Source organism: Profundibacter sp., from assembly GCF_965277155.1.
GTDB lineage: Bacteria > Pseudomonadota > Alphaproteobacteria > Rhodobacterales > Rhodobacteraceae > Profundibacter.
In genome coordinates, this window is the sequence record NZ_CBDIBV010000005.1 from 252,123 (window position 1) to 275,079 (window position 22,957).

The window sequence follows — 22,957 nt, forward strand, 5'->3', positions numbered from 1 at the left end:
ACAAAGACAATACTCGAACGTTGTGTTGCAAGCAGGTAGTGTCGCGAGTTTGGTGGAAATTCGAGGACGGCGTAATCTCCGGGTGCATCGAAGCCACCCAACCGGCGGCTGGAACCGCCAAGGAGATCACGCCATGACAAAGAATACAGCAACATCGACATCCGCGCTACTGGCCAATGAAGCAGGCTATGACCCGATTGAAGACCGGCTGCGCCAGAACATCCGCGCGACGATCGAGGCGGTTTTCGAAGAGGAGCTGGAGCAGTTTCTGGGCCGTTGCCGGTATGGCCGCAGCGGCGGGGCAAAGGCCGGATACCGCCACGGGCATCGCGAGCGGCAACTGGTCGGAACATTTGGAACCGAAACGGTGCGCGTGCCGCGTGCGCGGATCACAGGCGAGGCCGGCAAGGCCAGAGAATGGCGCTCGAAGGCATTGCCCCGCTACCAGCGGCTGACGAAGAAGGCCGAGGCGCTGATCGCTGCTGTCTACCTTTCGGGCACCAACACACGGCGGGTAAAACGCGCCCTGTTCGGCCTGTTTCAGGGGGCGGTCAGCAAGGATGTGGTGAGCCGCGCCTGGCGCAAGGTGAAGGTGGACTGGCAGGCGTGGTGCGCCCGCAGCCTTGCGGATGAAGACATCGTGCGGCTGATCCTGGACGGCACCGTGATCAAAACGCGGATTGACAGGAAGGCCACCAATATCTCGGTTCTGGCCGCGATTGGCGTGCGCCGGGATGGGCAGAAGGTCTTGTTATCACTGATGAACATGGGCGGCGAAAGCACCTCCGCCTGGCGTCAGTTCATCAACGATCTGGATGCGCGCGGGTTGAAACGGCCCGAATTTGTCATCGTGGACGGGGCACCGGGACTTGAGGTCGCTCTCATTGCCCTCTGGGGTGAAGATCTGCCGATCCAGAGGTGCACGGTGCACAAGCACCGCAACCTTCTGGCCAAGGCACCCAAGCGTATGCATGATGAGTTGACAGAAGATTACCGCGACATGATCTACGCCAAAACACCCGAGGAAATCGCCACCCGCCGCAAGGCATTTCTGCGAAAATGGCGGCTGAAATGCAAGGCCGTCGCTGACAGCTTGGAAGAAGCAGGAGATAAGCTTTTCACCTTCACGCGTCTGCCACAAGGCCAGTGGAAATCGGCCAGAACGACAAATGCGATCGAACGCCTGAACGAGGAATTCCGCCGCCGCATCAAGACCCAGACCGTGCTGCCATGCGCCGAGACCGTGCCGATGCTGCTTTGGGCTCTGATGGCCTCGGGGCAGATCGTCATGCGAAAGGTCGATGGCTGGGAAACGCTCGCTCAGCCCGTCGCCGACGCAACCCTTGACCAAGCCGCCTGACCGGCGCATAACTCAACCCGCTCGGAGGTGCCTGAAATCAATTTCCACCACTTTCGAGACACAACCTGCAAGCACACCTTTGGTGTGACGTAGAGTATACCTAGCCAGTTTGTTGCGGATTGCAGCCAATGGGCCGCTAAGCCTAGCCCTTTCGCTCATTGGCTGCGTCAACACCTGCCTTTATCTTGCTGCGTTTCAACCAGAACGTCAGCACAATGCCCAAACCGCCTGCAATCATCCATATCGGGTCAATCTTTTCAAATGATCGCCCCATGTCAATTTTATCAAAATAGCCGGCGATCCCCATACCGATGAAGGCAATACCGCAAAGCATTCCGATGATGGCTGTAAAATTGAAAAGGGGATAAAATCGGATCAACAGACGATCGAACATGGTAAAACTCCTGAAATCTTTTGGAATTCCTAACACACGTGCCAGATTACACAATTATTTCGATGTGTGTGGCACACCTTGTGCGGATATCCGCCTCCTCACAACTTCGAGCTGATCACACCCGTATTAAACCCGCCCATCCGCAACTCTCCAAACAATCGCTGATATTCGATCTTAGGGCAGCGGTTCATCACCACCTGCACACCGCGATCCTCGGCCAATTTGGCGGCTTCCTCGTTCTCGACCCCGATCTGCATCCAGACGGTTTTCAGATCGGGAAAGGCATCCAGAGCAGCCTCGACAATCGGCGTTACGAACTCCGAGCGGCGGAAAATGTCGACCATATCCACAGGCCGGTCAATCGAGGCCAGATCAGGCACAATTTCCTGCCCGAACAGCATTTTGCCCGCGTGGCCCGGGTTCACGGGGATCACCGTAAAGCCCTTCATCGACAGGTAACGCGCCACGAAATAGCTGGGGCGCACAGGGTTCATGGACACGCCGACACAAGCAATCACCTTGGTGTCTTGCAGGATTTTCTTCAGATATTCATCGGTATAGGTCATGCCCCTCTTTACCAAGCAATCCATGCTAAAGAAAGGCGACAAAAAAGCGCCCGATCCTTGGGCAAGGACGGGCGCCAGTTACGGAACGAGGGACAGTGAAAGTGAGGCGTGCGCGTTCCGGGCGCTGTGCCTCTGCTTATAAAGATAGGGTGCAGTTACGTAGTTTCCAGAGGTGGTAATAAATTTGTGATCACAGCATTGCCCGGTATCACCGGGCAGCGCCCGACCCTCCCCACGGGAGGGCGCTTTTGCAACCTTCCCGATGGCAATAACTTGTGGCTTGTTCACTGACTTGTGCCAAACACCGTTTCAATGCCCATCCAGTGTCGGGCGCTGCCCTATGTCAGCGTCACTCGCGCGAGGCATAAAGCGCCACGGCGGCCGCGTTTGACACATTCAGCGAGCCGAACGCGCCCGCCGCATCAATTTTCACCAGTTGGTCACAAGTTTCACGGGTTTTCTGGCGCAACCCCGGCCCCTCGGCCCCCAGCACCAGCGCGATCGCGCGGTCCCGCCGGCCCTCGACCGCTTGTGCAACCGTCTGTTCCGCCTCGCCATCCAGACCCAGAACCAGATAGCCCATGGATTTCAACGTTTCCATCGCATCGGCCAGATTTTTGATCCGCAAATAGGGCTGCCGTTCCAGCGCCCCTGACGCCGTTTTCGCCAAAGCCCCCGTTTCGGGAGCGGAATGGCGATGCGGGGCAATTACGGCCCGCGCGCCGAACACCTCGGCCGAGCGCAGGATCGCCCCCACATTATGCGGATCGGTCACACGGTCCAGCAGCACCACACGGGGCACCTGCCCGTCTGCGGCCATGCATACCTCTTGCAAATCACCCCAATCCAGCGGCTTGACCTCAAGCGCCGCGCCTTGGTGCACCGATTGCGGGTCCAGCGGGGCGGGGAATTTGCGCGGGTCGGCCATTTCCGGCTCGATCCCGCTGACGACTATATCCTCGGCCAATTTGTCATAGGCGTTTTTGGTCACCAGCAGGCGCAATTTGGTGCGCGCCGGATTGCGCAGCGCATCGCGCACCGCATGCAGCCCGAACAACCACACAGTTGCCGCCGCCGACGCGCGCCGCCCCTGTTCTTTTTCAATCACCCATTTGGGTTTTTTCATCGCTAAAACACCTTGTAATTTGCGCCCGCCCGACAATGCGCCGCCCCGCGCCGCGATACAAGCCGAATTCATGCCGATTTGCGCTTGACGGGTCCGCATTGCCCGAGTATCCACCCCGAGTGTTGGGCGACAGGCCGCAAGGTGTGGCAGGGGACTGTAACTCCCTCGAGGCGACTCACGCCTGGTTCGATTCCAGGGTCGCCCACCATTTCTCGAAACAGTTACGGCATCAGGATATCCGGGTAGTGTCGCGAGTTTGGTGGAAATTCGAGGACGGCGTAATCTCCGGGTGCATCGAAGCCACCCAACCGGCGGCTGGAACCGCCAAGGAGATCACGCCATGACAAAGAATACAGCAACATCGACATCCGCGCTACTGGCCAATGAAGCAGGCTATGACCCGATTGAAGACCGGCTGCGCCAGAACATCCGCGCGACGATCGAGGCGGTTTTCGAAGAGGAGCTGGAGCAGTTTCTGGGCCGTTGCCGGTATGGCCGCAGCGGCGGGGCAAAGGCCGGATACCGCCACGGGCATCGCGAGCGGCAACTGGTCGGAACATTTGGAACCGAAACGGTGCGCGTGCCGCGTGCGCGGATCACAGGCGAGGCCGGCAAGGCCAGAGAATGGCGCTCGAAGGCATTGCCCCGCTACCAGCGGCTGACGAAGAAGGCCGAGGCGCTGATCGCTGCTGTCTACCTTTCGGGCACCAACACACGGCGGGTAAAACGCGCCCTGTTCGGCCTGTTTCAGGGGGCGGTCAGCAAGGATGTGGTGAGCCGCGCCTGGCGCAAGGTGAAGGTGGACTGGCAGGCGTGGTGCGCCCGCAGCCTTGCGGATGAAGACATCGTGCGGCTGATCCTGGACGGCACCGTGATCAAAACGCGGATTGACAGGAAGGCCACCAATATCTCGGTTCTGGCCGCGATTGGCGTGCGCCGGGATGGGCAGAAGGTCTTGTTATCACAGATGAACATGGGCGGCGAAAGCACCTCCGCCTGGCGTCAGTTCATCAACGATCTGGATGCGCGCGGGTTGAAACGGCCCGAATTTGTCATCGTGGACGGGGCACCGGGACTTGAGGTCGCTCTCATTGCCCTCTGGGGTGAAGATCTGCCGATCCAGAGGTGCACGGTGCACAAGCACCGCAACCTTCTGGCCAAGGCACCCAAGCGTATGCATGATGAGTTGACAGAAGATTACCGCGACATGATCTACGCCAAAACACCCGAGGAAATCGCCAGGTAGTGTCGCGGTGTCGGTGGTTCCGTCGTCATAGATGACTGTCACCGACAGGCTGTCAACGGACCCCGCATCAAGCGTCACAAACGGCATTTTTGTTTCCATTGTCAGCGCGTTGGGTTGCCCCGTATCCAGATGGCATTCCTCGAATTCCAGCGGCTGTTCCGCCGCCCCGTTCACCCCGTAGCTGACCTGATGCAAGCCGCAACGCCACGCCAGCAGGTTGGTGAAATACAAAAGGTCCTTACCGTTATAATCACGCACCGCCACCCAGTTGGGTTTGGTCATCGACAGGATCGGTTTGACTTCGGTTGCGGTGGTGAATTTGCCGGTCGGGGTCTGGTCCTCGGGCTGCCAGTCATCTTTTACGGCCTCCACCATGCTTTCAGCAGTGCCATCCAATAAGGCCCCGGCCCCGCTGCTGGTCCCCTCCAGCAAAGACAAGGTGGCGCCGTTCGCGCCGTCTTCTGTTTTAACTGCATACTTGCCGCTGGCCCCAAGACCGGCCCCGATTGCGATGGTGAAAATCAATACAAGGTGGAACATATACCTCTCCTTTTGATATCAATGATTGTTCTTTTTGCAATATCCTAAAGAAACCTGTTCATATTCCTAACCAAACCCGCGCTTTGAAACAATAACACCTTTTTACGGCCCGTATTTCGGCCTATAGTTTCACGAAACAATTACGGGCAAAGACACAGATGGCCAAAGCGCAGAACACCTCGCAGGATTTCAATATTGTTATTGTCGGCCAAAGCGGGCGACTGCAATACGAGGCGGTGATGTTCGCGGCCTCCCTGCGCCACAGCGACCCAGATTTCAAGGGCCGCCTGTTTGTTGCCGAGCCGCAGCCTGGGCCAAAATGGTCCAAAGACCCACGCATGACCGATGATGTGCGCGCGTTGCTCGAGCATTTGGGGGCGAAAATCCTGCCGTTTGAAAGTAGACATTTCGGGCAGGACTACCCCTATGGCAACAAGATCGAGGCACTGGCCGCCCTGCCCAAGGGCGAGCCGTTCGTGTTTTTTGACTCCGATACCCTGATCACCGGCCCGCTGTCCAAGGTGGCGTTCGACTTTGACCACCCTGCCGCCTCGATGCGGCGCGAAGGAACGTGGCCGGAACTGGAACTCTACGGGCCGGGATATAGCGAAACGTGGAAATCGCTGTATGACCGCTTCGGGCTGGATTTCGACAGCTCGCTGGACACCAGCCAGCCGGATGAATATTGGGAACGCTACCTCTATTTCAACGCCGGCTGGTTCTATTACCGCTGCCCGCATAAATTCGGCGCACGTTTTACCGAATACGCACTGGAAATCCGCGATAATGCACCCGAACCGCTGGTTTGTCAGGAACTGGACCCGTGGCTGGATCAGGTGGCGCTGCCGCTGGTGATCCATTCCCTTGGTGGCGGGCGGCCGGGGCCGGAACTGGACGGGCTGGATGGCGATATTACCTGCCATTACCGCGTGCAGAGGTGGTCGCGGAAATTCGGACCAGTTGTTAAGGTGGATCGACTTATGAGAAAGACGATTCAAAATGACGAAACGAAAGAACCATTCTCCCGAATTCAAAGCCCGCGTTGCGCTTGAAGCAATCCGCGAGGAAATGACGATGGCGGAGCTGTCGAAGAAGTATGGTGTGCATCCAACCCAGATTGGCACATGGAAACGAGCAGCGATTGAAAACATGGCCACGGCATTTTCCAGACGGGGCCGTGATCCTGATCGGGTTGATGAAGCCCAGATTGAGAAGCTGCACTCCAAGATTGGTCAGCTGGTCGTGGAACGGGATTTTTTAGCCAACGCCTCGCAACAGTTGCTCGGGAAGCGAGGCAAAAAATGGTGAGCCGTGAGCATGATCTGAGTGTGCGACGACAATGCGGGCTACTTTCTCTGGCGCGCTCGAACCTGTATTACCAGCCAAAAGGCGAAAGTGCTGAAAATTTGCGGTTCATGACAATAATCGACAAGCAATTCTTGCAGACGCCGTGGTATGGATCACGGCAAATGGCCCGGCACATGCAGCGCCAAGGTTACAAGTGTGGTCGCCACAGGGTCCGCCGTTTGATGCGGCTGATGCGGTTGGTTCCGATCTACCAGACGCCCAACACGAGCAAGAAACATCCGCAGCATAAGATCTACCCGTATCTGCTGCGAGACCTGACGATTGATCGTCCAAACCATGTGTGGTGCGTAGATATCACCTACATTCCGATGCAGCGCGGGTTCCTCTATTTGGTCGCGATCATGGACTGGCACAGCCGCAAGGTTTTGAGCTGGAGATTGTCAAACAGCATGGAGGCAGATTTTTGCGTTGAAGCCCTGAAAGAGGCTATGGCCAAATACGGCAAGCCCGATATCATGAACAGCGACCAGGGCAGCCAGTTCACCGGGTTTGAATGGACGCAGGCGCTGAAAGAAGCCGACGTGAAAATCTCGATGGATGGCAAAGGTCGCTGGGTCGATAACCGGATGATCGAGCGGCTTTGGCGATCCTTGAAATACGAATGCATTTACCTCAACGCATTTGAAACGGGTTCGCAGACCCGCGCCGGGATCGGGAAATGGTTGGCTTACTACAACACCGAGCGCCCGCATTCCACCCACGGAATATTGACCCCGGATGAAGCCTATGACAGAAAAACAAAACCAATGAGTTTGGCAGCCTAAATGAAACCCTGATCCATCTTAAACTGGCTGCTGACTGGTCAAAAAAGTGGGACCACCTCTAACGGGAGACCCAATCAAACGCAGACGGACGCGCGATTTTTGGTTGTCGGGTGGAGTGGATTTGGAGACCGTGAAGAGAAGTGAGAAGTATTGGTTGAACACTATTTTGGTAGATGGGGTAGAAGTAGAGGGTGGGTTTATCCGGCATATCCCAGATTCTCCCGATAAAAAAACATATGGGGCATTCCTTTTCCCAGACAATTACCGATCGCCACTGGGATTGCCCATAACGATATCCTGCCCGTGGAAAGTATGCTATATTGAATATCGCTTTACTGAACGAGTAATAATTCATTATAAAAAGACCTCTGCATGAGGCCATGGCTTTCGGTTGAAGCAAGATTTCGGCCGCCCACCTTGCGCCCCTGCGGGTCCGGCGGACAGACGGGTGGCGGGGTTTGGGGCTATGCGATTGCGGGGGTTTGCGGGTTGAGGGTGATCCTGTTTGCGGCCTTGAGCAGGTTTTGCGCGATGGCGGCCATGACCATCTGGGCATGCACCCTGGCGCGCCCGAAATATCTCGCCCGCTGCAGGCCGAAGAGGCGTTTCATCGTGCCGAAAGTCTGCTCGATGCGGAAGCGGCGTTTCGAAATCAGCCGGTTGAAGCGTTTCTCCGATTGCCGCAGGGGGCGGCCGCGCGCTGCCTTGCGCAGGATGCCGTCGCGGTATTTGCCGCGCAGCATCTGGCGGTTGGCCTTGCTCGCATAGGCCTTGTCGGCCAGCACCCGCTGCGCCTTTGCGCCCGCGATCATGGTGGCGAATTCGGGGCTTTCGGCGGCATTGGCGGGCGTGGTGTGCACCTTGTCGATAAAGCCCTCTTCGTCGCAGCGGGCAAAGCCCTTGTAGCCGAGCGTGCTCTTGCGGCCCTTCTTGACCCAGCGGGCATCAGGGTCGGCGCTGAAATGCAGCTGTGCCCCGTCGGGTGAGACCTCGGGCGGATCATCCGGCGTCCCTTCCCTTGCCCCGTCCTCTGCCCGGTCCTGCGGGGCGTCGATATGGGTGCGCGGGCGCGCCGCCGCCGCGATCAGGGTCGCATCAATGATCGCCGCCTCAGCCTCTTTCAGCTTCAGCCCATGCGCCTCGATCTGGCGGCAGACCTCGGCCAGCAGCTCATCGTAAACGCCACCCCGGACCAGCGCATTGCGGAACCGGCAGTGGGTCGTCTCATCCGGCACCGACGCGTGCAGATCGAGCCCGCAGAACAGCATGAAATCCAGCCGCACCTTCAAGGCCCGCTCCAGCTTCGGGTCGCTCAGCCCGTGCCACTGGCCAACCAGAAGACACTTGAACAGAACCAGCGGATCATAGCCCTGAGGCCCGATCCCCGAGCGCCCCAGACCGCGCCGCAGGATCGGCAAAAACGAGTTCCAATCCATCAGCGCGTCGATCTTCGACAGAACGTCATCCGCGCCGATCCGTGCCGCCGCTTCGTGCAGGAAAAGGTCCATCTATTCACCCCAGAGATTTCCCGGCTAGCTTACCAAAACGGCCAACCCGGGGGAATCCCGATGTTATGCAGAGGTCTTTATAAATTCTGGAATACAGAAGAATACAACCCTGACTGGATTGTTCTGGACCAAGCGGTGCGCGAAATTTTGAATGAATGGATTGTTGAGTAATAGGAGTACATATGGCTTTGTCAGGTCGTTATGCCGCGCCTTGACCATCCGTTCCATCCTATCCTGACCAGATATCTTCACCCAGACAACCTGCCACCCCACCTTCCAGACGCCGATCGCCCCCCCTCAAACCGGTTTCGCCTCGGGTGTCCGCACCCCTTCCAGTATCCGCAAGGGCCGTCGAACCGCCTCGCTCAACCCCGGGCGTTTGGGGGCCGGGATCTGTTTGCTGACCTCGACCAGCAGCACCCCGCCCGCCACCATGGTCGGAATACGCCGCCCCGCCTTTTCCCAGAAATTCCCCGTCCGCAGCCAGAACCGTTTTTGCGATGGCGGGGTATAGAGCGCGCCAACGTGGCGTTCGGGGATCAACCCGTGGCTTTTCAACTGCGCCTCGAGCTGGCCCAGACTGTAGGGGTGGCCGTAGCCAAACGGCGTGCGGTCGCTACGCGCCCAAAGGCCCACGCGGTTTGGCACGATGAACAGTCCACGCCCCCCCGGCCCCAGCACGCGGTAACATTCCTGTAGCAGCTCCCATGGGTGTTCGCTGGTTTCCAGCCCATGCATCACCACCAGTTTGTCCACCGATCCGGTTTCCAGCGGCCACATGGTTTCTTCGCTTAAAACGGCAACATTTTTCTCGCCAACGGGCCAGGCCATCACCCCTTGCGGCCCCGGCATCAATCCGGTCACGCGGCGGGCATCCTTTAGAAACGGGCGCAGCAGCGGCACGGCAAAGCCAAAACCGACAACGGTTTGCCCCTTGGCCTCGGGCCACAGTTCGACCACGCGGTCCCGCACCGCCCGCTGCGCCGCACGGCCCAATGCCGAGCGGTAATAAAAAGCCTTCAGGTCAAGCACATCAAGGTGCATATGCGGGAACTCGTGTTGGTGTTGTTGATCAGACCATAGCCGATTTACACGAAAATGCCACGGCTTATGCGACCAGCGCGGCCTCGGCCTTTAGCAGTTTCATCAACACCTTTAGCGAACGCTCGTAAATTTCGTCCTCGGCCAGTTTGCCGTTGGTGAACTGATCCTGCGCAGCGGCCACCATCACTTCGGGTCCCATCAACAGCCGTGGCCGGAACGGCGTCATCGCCAGCCGCAACGCATATTGCGCCCGCGCGCCCCCTGCCCGTCCGGCAGCGGCGGATATCAGCGCCACCGGCTTGCCTTTCCAAGGCGCCCCTTCGGTGCGGCTGACCCAATCCAGCGCATTTTTCAGCACGCCCGAGAAGGATTGGTTATATTCCGGTGTGGAAATCACAACAGCATCGGCGGCTGCGATCTGGTCGGCCAGCACCTGCACTTTGGCTGGAATGCCGTGGGTATCCTCGACATCCCCGTTATACAGCGGCAGGTCTATATCGGCTTCGGTTAATTTGGCGCCTTCCATCAATCGACCCGCCTCGCGGATCAAATGCCGGTTGAACGACCCTTGCCGCAAGGATCCCGATATTCCCAATAGGTTAAACTGTATCATGTCGCGTGCTTCCTTTTCCTGTGGCGCTCAGGATGTGGCAAAACAGGGATGCACACAAGGGCGGCTGTCGCACAGCATCTGTGCACTTTACGCTAGGCCGGTTTCTGCGCAACGATCACCAGATTGTTCGCGGGCAATTCGTGAACAGCGACAATAGACAGGCCTGCGGCACACAGCTCGGCCTCAACCCATTCCAGATCCTTATAGCCAATCAACGGGTTTTGCGCGGTCAGGCTGGCGTGGAATCTGGCATCCCCTTCGCTGCGAAAGGTGCCATCGGTGCGAAACGGCCCGTAGATAAAGAAATGCCCGCCTGTCGCAAGCGCCCCCGCCGCACCACGGATCACTGCCACGACGTCCTGTTGCGGGATCAGGTGGAACAGGTTGACCACATAGGCCAGTCGAAAATCGGGAAAATCCGGCCACGGTTTGCTGGCGTTCAGCAACACAGGGTCGCGCAGATTGTCTGCCCCCGTATGCGCCCGCCATGCGTTGATACTGTCCATCCGTTCATCAGACGCATCGCTGGGTTGCCACGCCACATCGGGATACATCCCGGCCAGCGCCGCGATATGTTGCCCCGTCCCACTAGCCAGTTCCAGTACCATGCCGTGATCGGGCACATACTCCGCCAGCCGTTCGAATATCGGGGCGGCGTTGCGCTCGGCGGACGGCGCCACCAATCGCCCATCGGGCAAAGCATGGCTGCTCGGCCCGCTATCCGGCAGTTTCAGCGGAGGCTGTGTCATTTTGCACCTGTCCTGTTTATAAGCCAATATTGCGCCCACCCGCGCAATCGGCAAGAGTGGTGCGAACACTTTACCAAAAGGACTCGCCATGTCTCTGCAAATCGCCACCATCCCTTGCCGCGAAGACAACTACGCCTTTCTGCTGCACGACAAGGACAGCGGCGAAACCGCGCTGGTCGATGCGCCTGAAGCCGCACCCATCATCGAGGTGCTGGAAAGCCGTGGCTGGACCCTGACACATATCCTGATCACCCATCACCACTATGACCATATCGACGGGGTGGAAGAACTGCGCACGAAATACGGGGCCAAGGTGGTTGGTGCCAAAGCCGACGCCGACCGCCTGCCTGCGCTGGATATTGCCGTTACCGAAGGCGATACCATCAAAATCGGTAAAAACGAGGGCACCGTGCTGGATGTGTCCGGCCATTGCCAAAATCACCTCGCCTTTCACTTCCCACGCAGCTTTGCCGTGTTCACCGGTGACAGCCTGATGGCGCTGGGATGCGGCCGCCTGTTCGAGGGCACGCCGGATCAAATGTGGGAGAGCCTGTCGAAAATCGCCGCCCTGCCGGAAATGACCATCGTCTATTCCGGCCATGAATACACCGCCGCCAATGCGACATTCGCCTACACGATCGAACTGGGAAATCCGGCGCTAAAAGACCGCATCCTGCAAATTATCGAGGCACGCGCGCAAAAGATGCCAACCGTGCCGTCGCTTTTGACCGACGAACTGGCCACAAACCCCTTTCTGCGCCCCCAAAGCGCCGAAATCCGGCAGCGTCTGGGGATGGAATCAGCGACCGATACCGAAGTATTTGCCGAAATCCGCCGCCGCAAAGACAATTTTAAAGGCTCCGAAATGCCCGATATCACAGAAGAACCATGTAATTGTGCCTATGAGTGATCAAAAAGCACTTGAAGTTGCGGCCAATCACACCGAACTTTAAGGATATCAGGTCATAGGTGGATCATCCGCCTGAACTGCAAAGGAACAAATCGCGTGCCGTCATTCTCAAATACCCTCGAACAGGCAATCCATTCCGCACTGGCCTTGGCCAATGCCCGCCGCCATGAACTGGCGACGCTGGAACATCTGTTGTTGTCCCTGATTGACGAACCGGACGCCGCCAAAGTGATGCAGGCCTGCAATGTCGATCTGGAAGCGTTGCGTAAATCCCTGATCGAATTCATTGACGATGATCTGGCCACGCTGGAAACCACCATCGAAGGGTCCGAAGCGGTGCCAACGGCCGCCTTCCAGCGGGTGATCCAGCGCGCAGCGATCCATGTGCAATCCTCGGGCCGGACCGAAGTGACGGGCGCCAATGTGCTGGTCGCCATCTTTGCCGAACGCGAATCCAATGCTGCGTTCTTTTTGCAAGAACAGGACATGACCCGCTATGACGCGGTGAATTTCATCGCCCACGGCGTGGCCAAGAACGAGGATTTCAGCGAATCCCGCCCCCTGACCGGTGCGGATGAATTCGGCGAAGAAGCGTTTGAAATCGATGGCGAAGGCGAAAAAGAAACCGCGCTGGCGAAATACTGCGTCGATCTGAACGAAAAATCCGCCAAGGGCGATATTGATCCGCTGATCGGCCGTAATCACGAGGTTGAGCGCTGCATTCAGGTGCTGTGCCGCCGTCGCAAGAACAACCCGCTGCTGGTGGGCGATCCCGGCGTTGGCAAAACCGCGATTGCCGAAGGGCTGGCGCGCAAGATCGTGCATGGCGAAACACCCGAGGTTCTGGCCCACACCACGATCTATTCGCTTGATATGGGCGCATTGCTGGCCGGCACCCGTTATCGTGGTGATTTCGAGGAACGGCTAAAGGCCGTGATGAACGAACTTGAAGAACACGACAATGCGGTGCTGTTCATCGACGAAATTCACACCATCATCGGTGCTGGTGCCACATCCGGCGGGGCGATGGATGCCTCCAACTTGCTAAAACCGGCCTTGCAAGGCGGCAAGCTGCGCTGCATGGGGTCGACCACCTACAAGGAATTCCGCCAGCATTTTGAAAAGGACCGCGCATTGTCACGCCGGTTCCAGAAGATCGACGTGAACGAGCCATCTGTCGAGGATACGATCAAAATCCTGAAAGGCGTGAAATCCTACTTCGAGGAACACCACGGCATCCGCTACACGATGGATGCGATCAAAACCGCGGTGGAGCTGTCGGCCCGCTATATGACCGACCGCAAGCTGCCCGACAAAGCCATCGATGTGATCGATGAGGCCGGTGCGGCGCAACATCTGGTGATCGAAAGCAAACGGCGCAAGACGATTGGCGTTAAAGAAATCGAAGCGGTTGTTTCAAAACTGGCGCGGATTCCGGCAAAAAACGTGTCCAAGGATGACACGGAAATCCTGCGCGATCTGGAAAAATCGCTAAAACGCGTTGTGTTCGGACAGGATCCGGCGATCGAGGCGCTGGCCTCGGCCATCAAACTGGCCCGTGCGGGTCTGCGTGAACCGGAAAAACCCATCGGTAACTATCTGTTTGCCGGCCCGACGGGTGTGGGCAAGACCGAGGTTGCCAAACAACTGGCCGATGTGCTGGGCGTGGAAATGCTGCGCTTTGATATGTCTGAATACATGGAAAAACACGCGGTTTCGCGCCTGATCGGCGCGCCTCCGGGTTATGTCGGGTTTGATCAGGGCGGTATGCTGACCGATGGTGTCGACCAACACCCCCATTGCGTTCTGCTATTGGACGAAATGGAAAAGGCGCATCCGGATGTCTACAACATCCTGTTGCAAGTGATGGATCATGGCAAACTGACCGACCATAACGGACGCACGGTGGATTTTCGCAATGTGATCCTGATCATGACAACCAACGCCGGTGCATCCGAAATGGCGAAAGAGGCGATCGGCTTTGGTCGCGAGCGTCGCGAGGGTGAAGATACCGCCGCGATTGAGCGCACCTTTACGCCGGAATTCCGCAACCGTCTGGACGCGGTCGTCAGCTTTGCCCCGCTGGGCAAGGATGTAATTGCGCAGGTGGTCGAGAAATTCGTGCTGCAACTGGAAGCGCAACTGATGGACCGCAATGTGTCGATCGAACTGACCAAAGCCGCCGCCGACTGGCTGGGCGACAAGGGCTATGACAACAAGATGGGCGCCCGCCCCTTGGCCCGTGTCATTCAGGAACACGTCAAGAAACCGCTGGCCGAGGAACTGTTGTTTGGCAAACTGGCCAAAGGTGGTCTGGTCAAGGTTGGCGTCAAGGGTGGTAAGCTGAATATCGAAATCCTGCCGATCCAGAAACCGCGCCTGTCCGGCAATAAACCCCCGTTGCTAACCGCCGAATAGGCCTACCTACAGCGCTTTGCGTTTCATTTGAGACAAGTACCGGCAGGACCACCGAGGCAGCGATTGCCAGAGCAATGGCGTTCGGTGGTCATGCCGATTCAGATCAAAAGCAAAGCGCTTTAGCGCTCGGTCAGTTTCAACTCGATCCGCCGGTTCTGGGCGCGGGCTTCGGGTGTATTGGCCGGATTGATCGGCTGATATTCCCCGAACCCGTTCGCGGCCAGACGGTTTGGCGGGAAATCCAATTGCTCCACCATGTAGCGCACCACGGACAGGGCGCGGCCCTGACTAAGTTCCCAGTTGTCATGGTAACGCCCCGTCCCTGACAGCGGCACATTATCGGTGTGCCCGTCGACACGAACGATCCAGTTAATTTCCGGCGGTATTTTATCGGCGACCTGACGCAATATGCCGGCAATCTTGGCAATCTGCGCCTTACCCTCGGCAGACAAGACAGCCGAAGCCGGTTCAAACAGAACCTCGGACGAGAACACAAAACGGTCCCCGACCACCCGCACGCCCTCTTGCGTGGCAAGCAAATCCCGCAGCCGGCCAAAGAATTCGGATTTGTAATGCTCCAGATCCTGTGCTTCGGCTGCCAGTCGCGCGCTTTCTTCTTCCAGCCGTTTACGCTCGGCCTCTTCCAACTCGCGACGGCGCTTTTCTTCTGATGCGACACGGGCCAAAGCGGTGTTCAACTGTGTCCCCAGCGTCTGGATCTGGATATTTGCCTGCACATCATTGGCCGCTGATTGATCCAGCAGGGATTGCAGCGATGTCAATTGCTTGCGCAACTCGGCAACCTGCGCATTCAACAAGGCCAGTTTGCGCTGTGCCTCGGCCGACTGTTCTTTTTGATCGGCCAAGGAATTTTGCGCCGACAGCAACAGAATTGCCCGCTCCTCGGCCACCGACATCTGTTCTTTGGCACGCTCTTCGGCAGCCAGTTTCTCGGCCAATGCCTTGGACAGCTTGGCCTGAATTTCCTCTTGTGTGCCCTCGACTTCGCTTGCAGCAAGAACCGCGGCGGCCAGTTTGGCATTCAAATCACTCTTCGCGGCTTTTGCCGCGGCCAACAAGGTCAGGGTTTCCTCGGCGCGCTTGCGCTCTTCTTCCAGCGCTAGTGTCATCGCTGTCAGTTCGGTATCGGCATTTTTCAACCTCTCGCGCAAAGCCTCGGCGGCGGCGGCATCCGCCAGCTTTGCCTTTTCCGCTTCGCTTAACTGTGCTTCCAACTCGCTTTGGCGGGCAGTTTGGGCTTCAAGTTGCGCCCGGGTCTGGGCAAGGGTTGCTTCCTGCCCTTCGTTTTTCGTGCGCAGGTCGGCGATCAATGCTTCCAGCGCCTCTTTGCGGGCTGCTGCCAGACGCGCAATTTCGGCCTGTGCATCCACTTCATCCCGTGCGGTGGCCAGCGCCAGATTCAAGGCTTCCTGATCCGAAACCAGCTTGGCCTGTTCTTCTTTGGCCGCCTCCAGTTCGGCAGTCAGCGCCGCGCCCTCATTGCGGGCGGCGTCGCGTTCGGCCAACAGGGTTGCCACTTGTGCCTCGAAACTGGTGATCGAGGCGCGCTGCTGTTCCAGTTCCGCCGCCTGCGCATCCCGCTGCGAGGTCAGGGTAGCAATCAGTGCCGATTGGCTATCGGCATCCTTACGGGCCTGTTCAAGCGTGCTGTCCAACCGCGCCACATCCTGTTCAAGCGCGGTTGCCCGCTGGCGTTCCAGCCCCAGTGAATCGGCCAGGCTGACGATTTGTGCGTTCAGGTCATCCAGTTCGGTGGCTTGACCGCTGATGGTTTCCCGCAGGAAAAACTGGATCACCATGAAAATGGTCAGCACGAACATCAGCACCAGCAAAAGCGCCGTCATCGCATCCACGAACCCCGGCCAGATCGAGGCCTGAAACCGCTGTCCTGATCGACGGCTAAGCGCCATTAGCCCTGCCTCCGCCCTTTGGGGGTGATATCGCGCAGCGCCTGCGTCAGGGCGGCCATTTCGCCACGCAATTCGGCGGTGACCTCTTGACGACCGGCTGACATTTCTTCGAGCACGCGCAGCAATTGCACATCAATCGAGCGCAGGCGCATCCGGCTTTCGGCATCAACGCTACTGGCACCTTCTTCGGCCTGTGTCGCCAGCAACTGAACTAGCGCATCCTGCCCCTCGGCCACCTTCAACAGTGAATCCGAAACATTGGCATCCTTGGCCATACGGTCGGTCAACCGTTCGACCGACACCGCCAATGCCCCCAGCTTTTCATCGACTGCGGCCCGGCCCGCGTCGCTTTGCATGAACAATTCGCGCATGGTTTCCATTTGCTCAGACATGTGGTCCAGCACACCGGCAACAACGCTTTGCTCGCCGCCTTCGCCATCGGAAAACCCGACGCGGGTGATCGTTGACAGCCATTCCTCAAGGTCGCGGTAAAACCGGTTCTGGCCGTGGCTGGCAAACAGTTCCAGCAGCCCCACCAGCAATGACCCCGCCAAACCCAGCAATGAAGACGAGAACGCCGTGCCCATACCGCCCAGCTGTTTTTCCAGCCCGGTCATCAAACGGGTAAAACCGCTGGCCGCGTCACCGGTGTTGTCGGTGGCCAGTGAACGGATGGTATCGACCAGTGCCGGAACGGTTGTGGCCAGCCCGTAAAATGTGCCCAGCAGGCCCAGAAAGATCAGTAGATTAACGATATAGCGGGTAATGTCGCGGGCTTCGTCAATCCGTGTGGCCACTGAATCAAGGATAGATCGCGATGATGAGGCCCCGATCTGCATCCGTGCACCCCGAGAGCGCAGCAAAGCAGCCAACGGGGCGAGCAGACGCGGTGCCTTGGGCATTTCGCTGTCGTCCTGTTGTAGCGCGAAACCTTCGATCCACTTCACCGAAGACACCAGTTGCAGCACCTGCCAGAAACAGGCCAACACACCAATGGCGAACACCGACAGGATAAGTCCGTTCAAAACGGGGTTGGCGTCATAGAACGCCTCGACCCGTGAAAATGTCATATAGGCCCCAAAACCCACCGCCCCAACAACGGCAAGCATCGTCAAAAACTGGCTTACCGGCTGGGTGAAATGTGCTTTGGCCTGTTGATCTGGCTGGTCCATCTGGACATTCCCTGACCTGATTGTTGTTTTCATGCACGATAGTGCGATGTGGCCCAGATGCCAACCTACAATTTATTGCTGTTCTGTCAGGGCTTTTACTCGCGCGGACAGCCAGTCCAGATCATCGTCGGAAATGCCCAGCTCGTGTAGGTGGCCGGCGGTGTTGTGCAGGTATTCATCATTCGGCCCGCGCCCGCCAACGGCTGTGGCGATAATCCCGGCTTGTTCTGCCAGTGGCAAGCCGCCGCAATACTGCACATGATCCGCATCCACCACATAGGTCACGGCCTGCACCTGCCGTCCGTCCCGCAGGGTGATGGGCAACACGGCCTCGACATAGGCCGAGGATATCAGCTCGCGTTCACGCAGATAGTTCAGCACGCTTTCGGCCTTACCTGCCGCCACCTTCAACGCCAGCCCGTCGCAACACGCCCCCTCCGCAGCATCCAGCGCCAGCACCAGACCCGGATGCGCATCTGTGCCGCGATGGTGGATCGAGCGCATACAGAACGAGCGGTGATAGCCCTCTAGCGTCGCGATCTGCCGGTCAAAATATTCAAACCCCGGATTCCACATCAACGATCCGTATCCGAACACCCACATCGGGGAATTTGCCATGTGTCTGATCCTTTTTGCCTCAGCCTTTATAAACACCAATACCGGACAGGAAAGAAAGGCCGAAATATGCGCAAACTGATCAGCCTGATTGTGGTGATGGCGGGGCTTTGGGGCGGTTACTGGTTTGTAGGGTCAAGCAAGCTGGAACAGGGGTTCAAGGACTATCTGGCACAGGAATTGGGGCCGGATGACCCCATCCGCCTGTCCTATTCCGACCTGACCGTGCAGGGGTTTCCCAACCGCTTTGACACCCGTATCACGGATGTGGACCTGACCAATACGATCAACGGCATCCGCTGGCAGGCCCCGTTTTTCCTGATTTACGCGCTTAGCTACAAACCCTATCACATCATCGCCGCCTTGGCGCCGCAGCAGGTTGTGACCCTGCCCAAACAGGAATTCACCATCCGCAGCGAGATGATAAGGGGCAGCGTGGTGTTCCTGCCAAAGCCCCTGTTCAGCGGCGATGTGATCATTGATCGCAGCAGCTTCGAGATGAAGAATGTGACCGCATCTTCGAACAAAGGCTGGGAAACGACGATCAAGGCAGGGAACGTGGCCCTGCGCCAGACCCCGACCAAACCGCTGTTTTACGATCTGGCCATTTCGGCACAGGGCATTGATCTGCCCGACCAGTTGCGCGCCCTGATTGACCCCGCGCACCAGCAATCGGCGCTGTTTGACAGTTTCAAGCTGGACAGCACACTGGGCCTGTCCCACCCGCTGGACCTGACCGCCGACCGTGGCGAACATCCCAAAGTCACCGAAATCGAGGTGAAAGACCTGACAATCCACTGGGACGACATCCGCTTTCTGGCCGAAGGCACCTTGCAGGTCGGCACGGATGGCTATCCGGTAGGCAAGCTGAACCTGACAGCGATCAACTGGCAGAAAATGTATGAACTGGCGGATCAAAGCGGCGCGGTTGACCCGGAATTCGCCCCGACCATCCAGAACGGGTTAAAGGTGCTGGCGGGCATGTCCGAGGGTGAGGACGTGATCAAAATTGCGTTGAATTTTGCCGATGGCCAGATGTCGCTGGGGCCGTTCCCGATAGGGCCTGCGCCGCGTTTGTATTGAGGGCGGACGGCGGGGTGAACCCCGCCCTACAATGCCGCATCCGTGCCCCGATACGAGATCACGGTTTTACCGGCCAGCCCCGAGGGACCACTCCCGTCAACATCATAGGCGATGGCGTAGAAACCGGCGGCTTGGGCTTCGCTTCCGAAAGTGTCAGAAACGTCTTGAATTCTTTTGCCAATTTTTGCGGCACCAATTTTGGTATCAACCGCGTCAGAAAGCTCAATACCAGTTCCATATCCCCGATTGTAGGAATCCATAGAAAGTATGGCTAAGAATAAGTCTTTTGAAATGGTCATTGCAATTTCCTCGCGATGAAGTCGCTGTCTGTCAATATTGTGGTGGTGCCATTAGGGTTTGGAATTCTCATGGGGAAAGTTGAACAATCTCCAACTGAACATCAGTAGGGAACCTCTAAAAATCCCCCAAAATCCGGCCTGACGGGGTAGAATCGTCATCAGGATGAAAATGATTCGACCGACGGGGTTTTGTCATGGGTCAGATGGGATTTTTTGATCTTTCCAGCCGATACGCGGGACTGGACAAATCTGGTGATCCGCTGGTGTTGCTCAACGACATGGTGCCGTTCGAGGATTACCGGGACGAGCTGAAGGCCATATGGCGCACGCCGCCCGAACAGCGCAAATCCAACGCTGGCCGCCCGCCTTGGGATGAGGTGCTGATATTCAAGACGATGGTTTTGCAGCAGCTCTACAACCTCTCTGACGATCAGATCGAGTATCAGATCCGCGACCGCCTGTCGTTCATGCGGTTTCTCGGCCTTGGCATTGAAGACAGCGTACCTGACGCCAAGACCATCTGGGCCTACCGTGAAAGGCTGGCCGGGGCCGGGAAGATGAAGGAGCTGTTTGACAAGTTCGATGCCTTTCTGCGCGAAAAGGGCTATCTGGCGATGGGCGGGCAGATTGTTGATGCGAGCATCGTTCCGGCGCCGCGCCAGCACAACAAAAGGGACGAGAACGAGAAAATCAAGGCGAGCGAAACGCCTGAAGAGTGGGAGGAAAAACCCCACAAGAAGCGCCAGAAGGACGTGGATGCGCGCTGGACGAAGAAGCACGGCAAGAGCTATTACGGCTACAAGAACCACATCAATGTCGACCGGCGGCACAAATTCATCCGCGCTTATGATGTCACCGATGCCGCCGTGCATGACAGCCAGGCGCTTGCCGGTCTGATTGATGCGAGCAACACCTCATCGGACCTGTGGGCCGACAGCGCCTATCGCTCGCAAAAGATCGAAAGCGAGCTGGAAGAGCGGGGGCTTCACAGCCATATCCATCACAAGGGCAGGCGCGGCAAGCCGCTTGGCGAGCGCCAGCAAAAGGCCAACCGGAGGCGCTCGAAAGTGCGGGTCCGAGTCGAGCATGTATTCGCTTTTCAGGAGCGCTCCATGGGCGGCAAGCTGATCCGCTCCATCGGCCTGAAGCGGGCGCGATTTCGCATCGGGATGATGAACCTGGTCTACAACATGAAGCGCTTCGTCCAGTTCGAATGCGGCCTGGCGGCGCCGGGATAAGGGTTCATGGGGTGAGGTGTGCCTGAAATACCCAAAACCGGCTTGAAACCGGTGAAAATGGGTTTATGATCCGAAGCAATCAGGCGGGACAGGCGAAAAACCGTCCACCCCGCCGCGAAGAAGGCGAAAACGGGAATTTACAGAGGTTCCCTGTAATCTTTGCGCTTCTCTTTAGGCCAAGTGAAATAATCAAACACCCCCTCAACCACACCCTCGGTGACCGGCTCGTCCGTCACCTCCAGCGTGATCTCGCGCAAGGCATAGCCCGCGCCAAACGTCGCCGCCAAATCCGCCGGATCAACCCGCTTCACCGAAGCCGGATCAGACAGATCGCCAAACGTCACCAGCAGCGGCGCGTCCGGTAGCGGCACAGGGGCCGCGCCGTCCAGCTGTTTCACTGCAAAGTGCAGCCTTTGATCTGCGGGTATCCGGTCTGCAAACGCCGCCCGCTCCAGCCCTTTGCGCCCGTTGAGCAGCGCAAACAGATAGCGCCCATCCCCCAGATCAACCACCGTCGCCTCGCCGCGCAGGCTGTGGGAAATGCTGCCCACATCCGCAAGACCAAAGGTCGGCTGTTTTCGGACAATATGCCTGGTAACCGAAGCGCCGCTGCGCACCCCGTCCGGCGTCTCGACCACCAGCGTCAGTTTCTGGTGCCAGCTGTAGGTCGGAAAGGTCAGCCTGAAGCAGCCATAGAGCATCAGGATGGGGAGCAGGATGACGAGGGCGAGGCGTTTCATTTCGTGTCACCGTAAAACTATTACATCTTTCGTTTTGGATGACAGGGTGCATGGTTTCCCGGACCGATTGCAATAGGCAAGGGTGGAAATATCGGGAATTGCGCTGTGTCGGATTAGCGGGTTGGTCCCCTAGGGTCAGGACCTATTAATCCTGTGCCACTGGTTTGACAGATTTTTGTGCTGACAAGGCACAATGACGCAGGAATAGTGGTTGTTCGCCGGGAAAACCTTCCCCCAGAAGGTTTTCTTTTCCGGCTCACTTCAAGGCATTGTAACGCAGCTCGGCGCGAAAATCCGTCAAATCCGAAGGACGCTGTTTTCCCTTCATCTCAGCGGCTCGCGCCGCTTGTGAACAGAACCACTGTTGACGGCGCGTCCCGAACCGCTGATATTTCGGGAAAACGGCGCCAGTGGCACAGGATTAATAGGTCCTGACCCTAGCTATCGGCAATAGGAACCGCTGCGATATCGCGCCGTGTCGAAATGGAAATGGTCCTGATGGTAGCGGTTGGCGTTTGGTCCCAGAACGGTGCCGAACGGGCCACAGGCAGCGCGGTGCATGCGTTTCAGAACCGGCCCTTGGCGACGGTCGCGCCAGCCATTCAATACAGTCAGCGAGGTGCCGTTCTTAAGGTTGATCGCGGCGATGTCCACCGCATGGCCATAGGCGTGTTCGGAAATCTTGGCGCCCGCATGACTGTTGCGGGTACGGCAGGCATAGCTGGCGACCACCCGCAACGATTTGATACCGCCACCCATCCGCCCGACCGCCGGTTTTGCGCCGCTATGAACCCAGCGTTTCAGCGCCTTGGCAGTGGTGCAGTCGATGGTTGCAGGGGTGGTCAGGAAAACGCCATCCACAGCCGTCACCTTGACCGGATTGGGAATACCGCAAGCCCCGCGTCCACGCACCGGCGCAATCGCCTGCCCGCGAATGGCACGATCACCGCAAACCGACCCACGACGCGGCCCGCGCACTTCACGGCCAACGCGGGCCGGTGTGACCATTTCGGGCGCCGTATTGGCCCGCGCGATAATCCGGCGCATATTGCGGGGGCGCGGCAGGGGGCGCAAGGATTTGGCAAGACCCGGCGGGCCGATAAAGATTGCGACATCGGGGCGCAAATCGGGGGCGACCATTGGTGATGCACTCTGCGTCGCATAGGGGCGTGGCACGGGGCGTATGCGGGCGTAATAATAAACCGGAACCGTTGTCGGACGCGGAATATAGCCCGTTGCCATGGGCCGCGCCATTGGCCGCAATGATCGCGAA

At 58.0% G+C, this 22,957-nt stretch carries 20 protein-coding genes, 1 tRNA gene and 1 pseudogene; 9 read left to right on the top strand and 13 right to left on the bottom strand.

Going from position 1 to position 22,957, the window contains the following annotated elements; genetic code table 11:
* The first annotated feature begins 133 nt into the window (after window positions 1–133).
* The gene (locus ACQY4M_RS05300) at window positions 134–1,360 is read left to right on the top strand and encodes an IS256 family transposase (protein WP_428539582.1); all 1,227 of its coding nucleotides are present in this window, start codon (window positions 134–136) and stop codon (window positions 1,358–1,360) included.
* Window positions 1,361–1,502: 142 nt separating this feature from the next.
* Here ACQY4M_RS05300 and ACQY4M_RS05305 read toward each other — a convergent pair whose 3' ends face one another.
* The 3 genes from ACQY4M_RS05305 to rlmB form a co-directional block, all read right to left on the bottom strand.
* Complete coding sequence (locus ACQY4M_RS05305; protein ID WP_428541722.1) at window positions 1,503–1,754, bottom strand: hypothetical protein; 252 nt, start codon at window positions 1,752–1,754, stop codon at window positions 1,503–1,505.
* Window positions 1,755–1,852: 98 nt separating this feature from the next.
* A complete protein-coding gene (locus tag ACQY4M_RS05310; protein WP_428541725.1) occupies window positions 1,853–2,320 on the bottom strand; it encodes a CoA-binding protein in 468 nt (155 codons plus the stop codon).
* Window positions 2,321–2,669: 349 nt separating this feature from the next.
* Window positions 2,670–3,446: a 23S rRNA (guanosine(2251)-2'-O)-methyltransferase RlmB gene (rlmB, locus tag ACQY4M_RS05315; protein WP_428542089.1), complete on the bottom strand. Its 777-nt coding sequence runs from the start codon at window positions 3,444–3,446 to the stop codon at window positions 2,670–2,672.
* A 124-nt stretch (window positions 3,447–3,570) separates the two neighbouring features.
* Here rlmB and ACQY4M_RS05320 point away from each other — a divergent pair.
* From ACQY4M_RS05320 to ACQY4M_RS05335, 4 genes and pseudogenes are all read left to right on the top strand, one after another.
* A tRNA-Tyr gene (locus ACQY4M_RS05320) sits at window positions 3,571–3,654 on the top strand.
* Window positions 3,655–3,786: 132 nt separating this feature from the next.
* Window positions 3,787–4,671, top strand: a pseudogene (locus tag ACQY4M_RS05325) (IS256 family transposase); the annotation flags it as partial.
* Between the two features lie 719 nt (window positions 4,672–5,390).
* Window positions 5,391–6,284, top strand: coding sequence for a hypothetical protein (locus tag ACQY4M_RS05330; RefSeq protein ID WP_428541728.1), 894 nt, complete (start codon window positions 5,391–5,393; stop codon window positions 6,282–6,284).
* A protein-coding gene (locus ACQY4M_RS05335) for an IS3 family transposase (RefSeq protein WP_428539245.1) occupies window positions 6,232–7,364 on the top strand; the annotation gives its coding sequence in 2 pieces (ribosomal slippage) (window positions 6,232–6,484 and window positions 6,484–7,364; 1,134 coding nt in all). Before ACQY4M_RS05330 ends, ACQY4M_RS05335 begins: the two co-directional genes overlap by 53 nt.
* 464 nt (window positions 7,365–7,828) lie before the next feature.
* On the opposite strand, the gene ACQY4M_RS05340 is transcribed toward ACQY4M_RS05335, so the two are convergent.
* From ACQY4M_RS05340 to ACQY4M_RS05355, 4 genes are all read right to left on the bottom strand, one after another.
* Window positions 7,829–8,872, bottom strand: coding sequence for an IS5 family transposase (locus ACQY4M_RS05340; RefSeq protein WP_428539221.1), 1,044 nt, complete (start codon window positions 8,870–8,872; stop codon window positions 7,829–7,831).
* Window positions 8,873–9,169: 297 nt separating this feature from the next.
* Window positions 9,170–9,916 carry a class I SAM-dependent methyltransferase gene (locus tag ACQY4M_RS05345; RefSeq protein ID WP_428541731.1) on the bottom strand — a complete coding sequence of 249 codons (747 nt, stop codon included), beginning with the start codon at window positions 9,914–9,916 and terminating at the stop codon, window positions 9,170–9,172.
* Window positions 9,917–9,980: 64 nt separating this feature from the next.
* On the bottom strand, window positions 9,981–10,529 hold the full coding sequence (locus ACQY4M_RS05350) for an NADPH-dependent FMN reductase (protein WP_428541734.1): 549 nt from the start codon (window positions 10,527–10,529) through the stop codon (window positions 9,981–9,983).
* A 92-nt stretch (window positions 10,530–10,621) separates the two neighbouring features.
* Window positions 10,622–11,278: a DUF938 domain-containing protein gene (locus ACQY4M_RS05355; protein WP_428541737.1), complete on the bottom strand. Its 657-nt coding sequence runs from the start codon at window positions 11,276–11,278 to the stop codon at window positions 10,622–10,624.
* A gap of 88 nt (window positions 11,279–11,366) precedes the next feature.
* Between ACQY4M_RS05355 and gloB the strand changes: the two genes are divergently transcribed.
* Together gloB and clpA are read left to right on the top strand one after the other, a co-directional pair.
* The gene (gene gloB, locus ACQY4M_RS05360; RefSeq protein ID WP_428541740.1) at window positions 11,367–12,188 is read left to right on the top strand and encodes a hydroxyacylglutathione hydrolase; all 822 of its coding nucleotides are present in this window, start codon (window positions 11,367–11,369) and stop codon (window positions 12,186–12,188) included.
* A 96-nt stretch (window positions 12,189–12,284) separates the two neighbouring features.
* Window positions 12,285–14,606: an ATP-dependent Clp protease ATP-binding subunit ClpA gene (clpA, locus tag ACQY4M_RS05365; RefSeq protein WP_428541743.1), complete on the top strand. Its 2,322-nt coding sequence runs from the start codon at window positions 12,285–12,287 to the stop codon at window positions 14,604–14,606.
* Between the two features lie 119 nt (window positions 14,607–14,725).
* On the opposite strand, the gene ACQY4M_RS05370 is transcribed toward clpA, so the two are convergent.
* The 3 genes from ACQY4M_RS05370 to ACQY4M_RS05380 form a co-directional block, all read right to left on the bottom strand.
* On the bottom strand, window positions 14,726–16,537 hold the full coding sequence (locus tag ACQY4M_RS05370) for a peptidoglycan -binding protein (RefSeq protein WP_428541746.1): 1,812 nt from the start codon (window positions 16,535–16,537) through the stop codon (window positions 14,726–14,728).
* Complete coding sequence (locus ACQY4M_RS05375; protein WP_428541749.1) at window positions 16,537–17,709, bottom strand: biopolymer transporter ExbB; 1,173 nt, start codon at window positions 17,707–17,709, stop codon at window positions 16,537–16,539. The genes ACQY4M_RS05370 and ACQY4M_RS05375 overlap by 1 nt, the downstream gene beginning before the upstream one ends.
* 72 nt (window positions 17,710–17,781) lie before the next feature.
* Window positions 17,782–18,312 carry a gamma-glutamylcyclotransferase gene (locus ACQY4M_RS05380; protein ID WP_428542092.1) on the bottom strand — a complete coding sequence of 177 codons (531 nt, stop codon included), beginning with the start codon at window positions 18,310–18,312 and terminating at the stop codon, window positions 17,782–17,784.
* A gap of 81 nt (window positions 18,313–18,393) precedes the next feature.
* On the opposite strand from ACQY4M_RS05380, the gene ACQY4M_RS05385 reads away from it, so the two are divergent.
* Complete coding sequence (locus ACQY4M_RS05385; protein WP_428541752.1) at window positions 18,394–19,407, top strand: DUF2125 domain-containing protein; 1,014 nt, start codon at window positions 18,394–18,396, stop codon at window positions 19,405–19,407.
* Window positions 19,408–19,433: 26 nt separating this feature from the next.
* Here ACQY4M_RS05385 and ACQY4M_RS05390 read toward each other — a convergent pair whose 3' ends face one another.
* Window positions 19,434–19,706: a hypothetical protein gene (locus ACQY4M_RS05390; protein WP_428541755.1), complete on the bottom strand. Its 273-nt coding sequence runs from the start codon at window positions 19,704–19,706 to the stop codon at window positions 19,434–19,436.
* A gap of 194 nt (window positions 19,707–19,900) precedes the next feature.
* Between ACQY4M_RS05390 and ACQY4M_RS05395 the strand changes: the two genes are divergently transcribed.
* Window positions 19,901–20,944 carry an IS5 family transposase gene (locus ACQY4M_RS05395; RefSeq protein WP_428541758.1) on the top strand — a complete coding sequence of 348 codons (1,044 nt, stop codon included), beginning with the start codon at window positions 19,901–19,903 and terminating at the stop codon, window positions 20,942–20,944.
* A 137-nt stretch (window positions 20,945–21,081) separates the two neighbouring features.
* Here ACQY4M_RS05395 and ACQY4M_RS05400 read toward each other — a convergent pair whose 3' ends face one another.
* Both ACQY4M_RS05400 and ACQY4M_RS05405 read right to left on the bottom strand, forming a co-directional pair.
* Complete coding sequence (locus ACQY4M_RS05400; protein WP_428541761.1) at window positions 21,082–21,684, bottom strand: hypothetical protein; 603 nt, start codon at window positions 21,682–21,684, stop codon at window positions 21,082–21,084.
* A 441-nt stretch (window positions 21,685–22,125) separates the two neighbouring features.
* On the bottom strand, window positions 22,126–22,926 hold the full coding sequence (locus ACQY4M_RS05405; RefSeq protein ID WP_428541764.1) for an extensin family protein: 801 nt from the start codon (window positions 22,924–22,926) through the stop codon (window positions 22,126–22,128).
* Window positions 22,927–22,957: the final 31 nt, after the last annotated feature.

Excerpts from the sequence above, each read along its gene's own strand:
- ACQY4M_RS05340 (WP_428539221.1), bottom strand. The coding sequence starts at position 8,872 with ATGGACCTTTTCCTGCACGAAGCGGCGGCACGGATCGGCGCGGATGAC.
- ACQY4M_RS05390 (WP_428541755.1), bottom strand. The coding sequence starts at position 19,706 with ATGACCATTTCAAAAGACTTATTCTTAGCCATACTTTCTATGGATTCC.
- gloB (WP_428541740.1), top strand. The coding sequence starts at position 11,367 with ATGTCTCTGCAAATCGCCACCATCCCTTGCCGCGAAGACAACTACGCC.
- ACQY4M_RS05395 (WP_428541758.1), top strand. The coding sequence starts at position 19,901 with ATGGGTCAGATGGGATTTTTTGATCTTTCCAGCCGATACGCGGGACTG.
- ACQY4M_RS05310 (WP_428541725.1), bottom strand. The coding sequence starts at position 2,320 with ATGACCTATACCGATGAATATCTGAAGAAAATCCTGCAAGACACCAAG.
- ACQY4M_RS05350 (WP_428541734.1), bottom strand. The coding sequence starts at position 10,529 with ATGATACAGTTTAACCTATTGGGAATATCGGGATCCTTGCGGCAAGGG.
- ACQY4M_RS05385 (WP_428541752.1), top strand. The coding sequence starts at position 18,394 with ATGCGCAAACTGATCAGCCTGATTGTGGTGATGGCGGGGCTTTGGGGC.
- ACQY4M_RS05345 (WP_428541731.1), bottom strand. The coding sequence starts at position 9,916 with ATGCACCTTGATGTGCTTGACCTGAAGGCTTTTTATTACCGCTCGGCA.
- ACQY4M_RS05330 (WP_428541728.1), top strand. The coding sequence starts at position 5,391 with ATGGCCAAAGCGCAGAACACCTCGCAGGATTTCAATATTGTTATTGTC.
- ACQY4M_RS05355 (WP_428541737.1), bottom strand. The coding sequence starts at position 11,278 with ATGACACAGCCTCCGCTGAAACTGCCGGATAGCGGGCCGAGCAGCCAT.
- ACQY4M_RS05405 (WP_428541764.1), bottom strand. The coding sequence starts at position 22,926 with ATGGCAACGGGCTATATTCCGCGTCCGACAACGGTTCCGGTTTATTAT.
- rlmB (WP_428542089.1), bottom strand. The coding sequence starts at position 3,446 with ATGAAAAAACCCAAATGGGTGATTGAAAAAGAACAGGGGCGGCGCGCG.
- ACQY4M_RS05400 (WP_428541761.1), bottom strand. The coding sequence starts at position 21,684 with ATGAAACGCCTCGCCCTCGTCATCCTGCTCCCCATCCTGATGCTCTAT.
- ACQY4M_RS05370 (WP_428541746.1), bottom strand. The coding sequence starts at position 16,537 with ATGGCGCTTAGCCGTCGATCAGGACAGCGGTTTCAGGCCTCGATCTGG.
- ACQY4M_RS05300 (WP_428539582.1), top strand. The coding sequence starts at position 134 with ATGACAAAGAATACAGCAACATCGACATCCGCGCTACTGGCCAATGAA.
- ACQY4M_RS05375 (WP_428541749.1), bottom strand. The coding sequence starts at position 17,709 with ATGGACCAGCCAGATCAACAGGCCAAAGCACATTTCACCCAGCCGGTA.
- ACQY4M_RS05305 (WP_428541722.1), bottom strand. The coding sequence starts at position 1,754 with ATGTTCGATCGTCTGTTGATCCGATTTTATCCCCTTTTCAATTTTACA.
- ACQY4M_RS05380 (WP_428542092.1), bottom strand. The coding sequence starts at position 18,312 with ATGTGGGTGTTCGGATACGGATCGTTGATGTGGAATCCGGGGTTTGAA.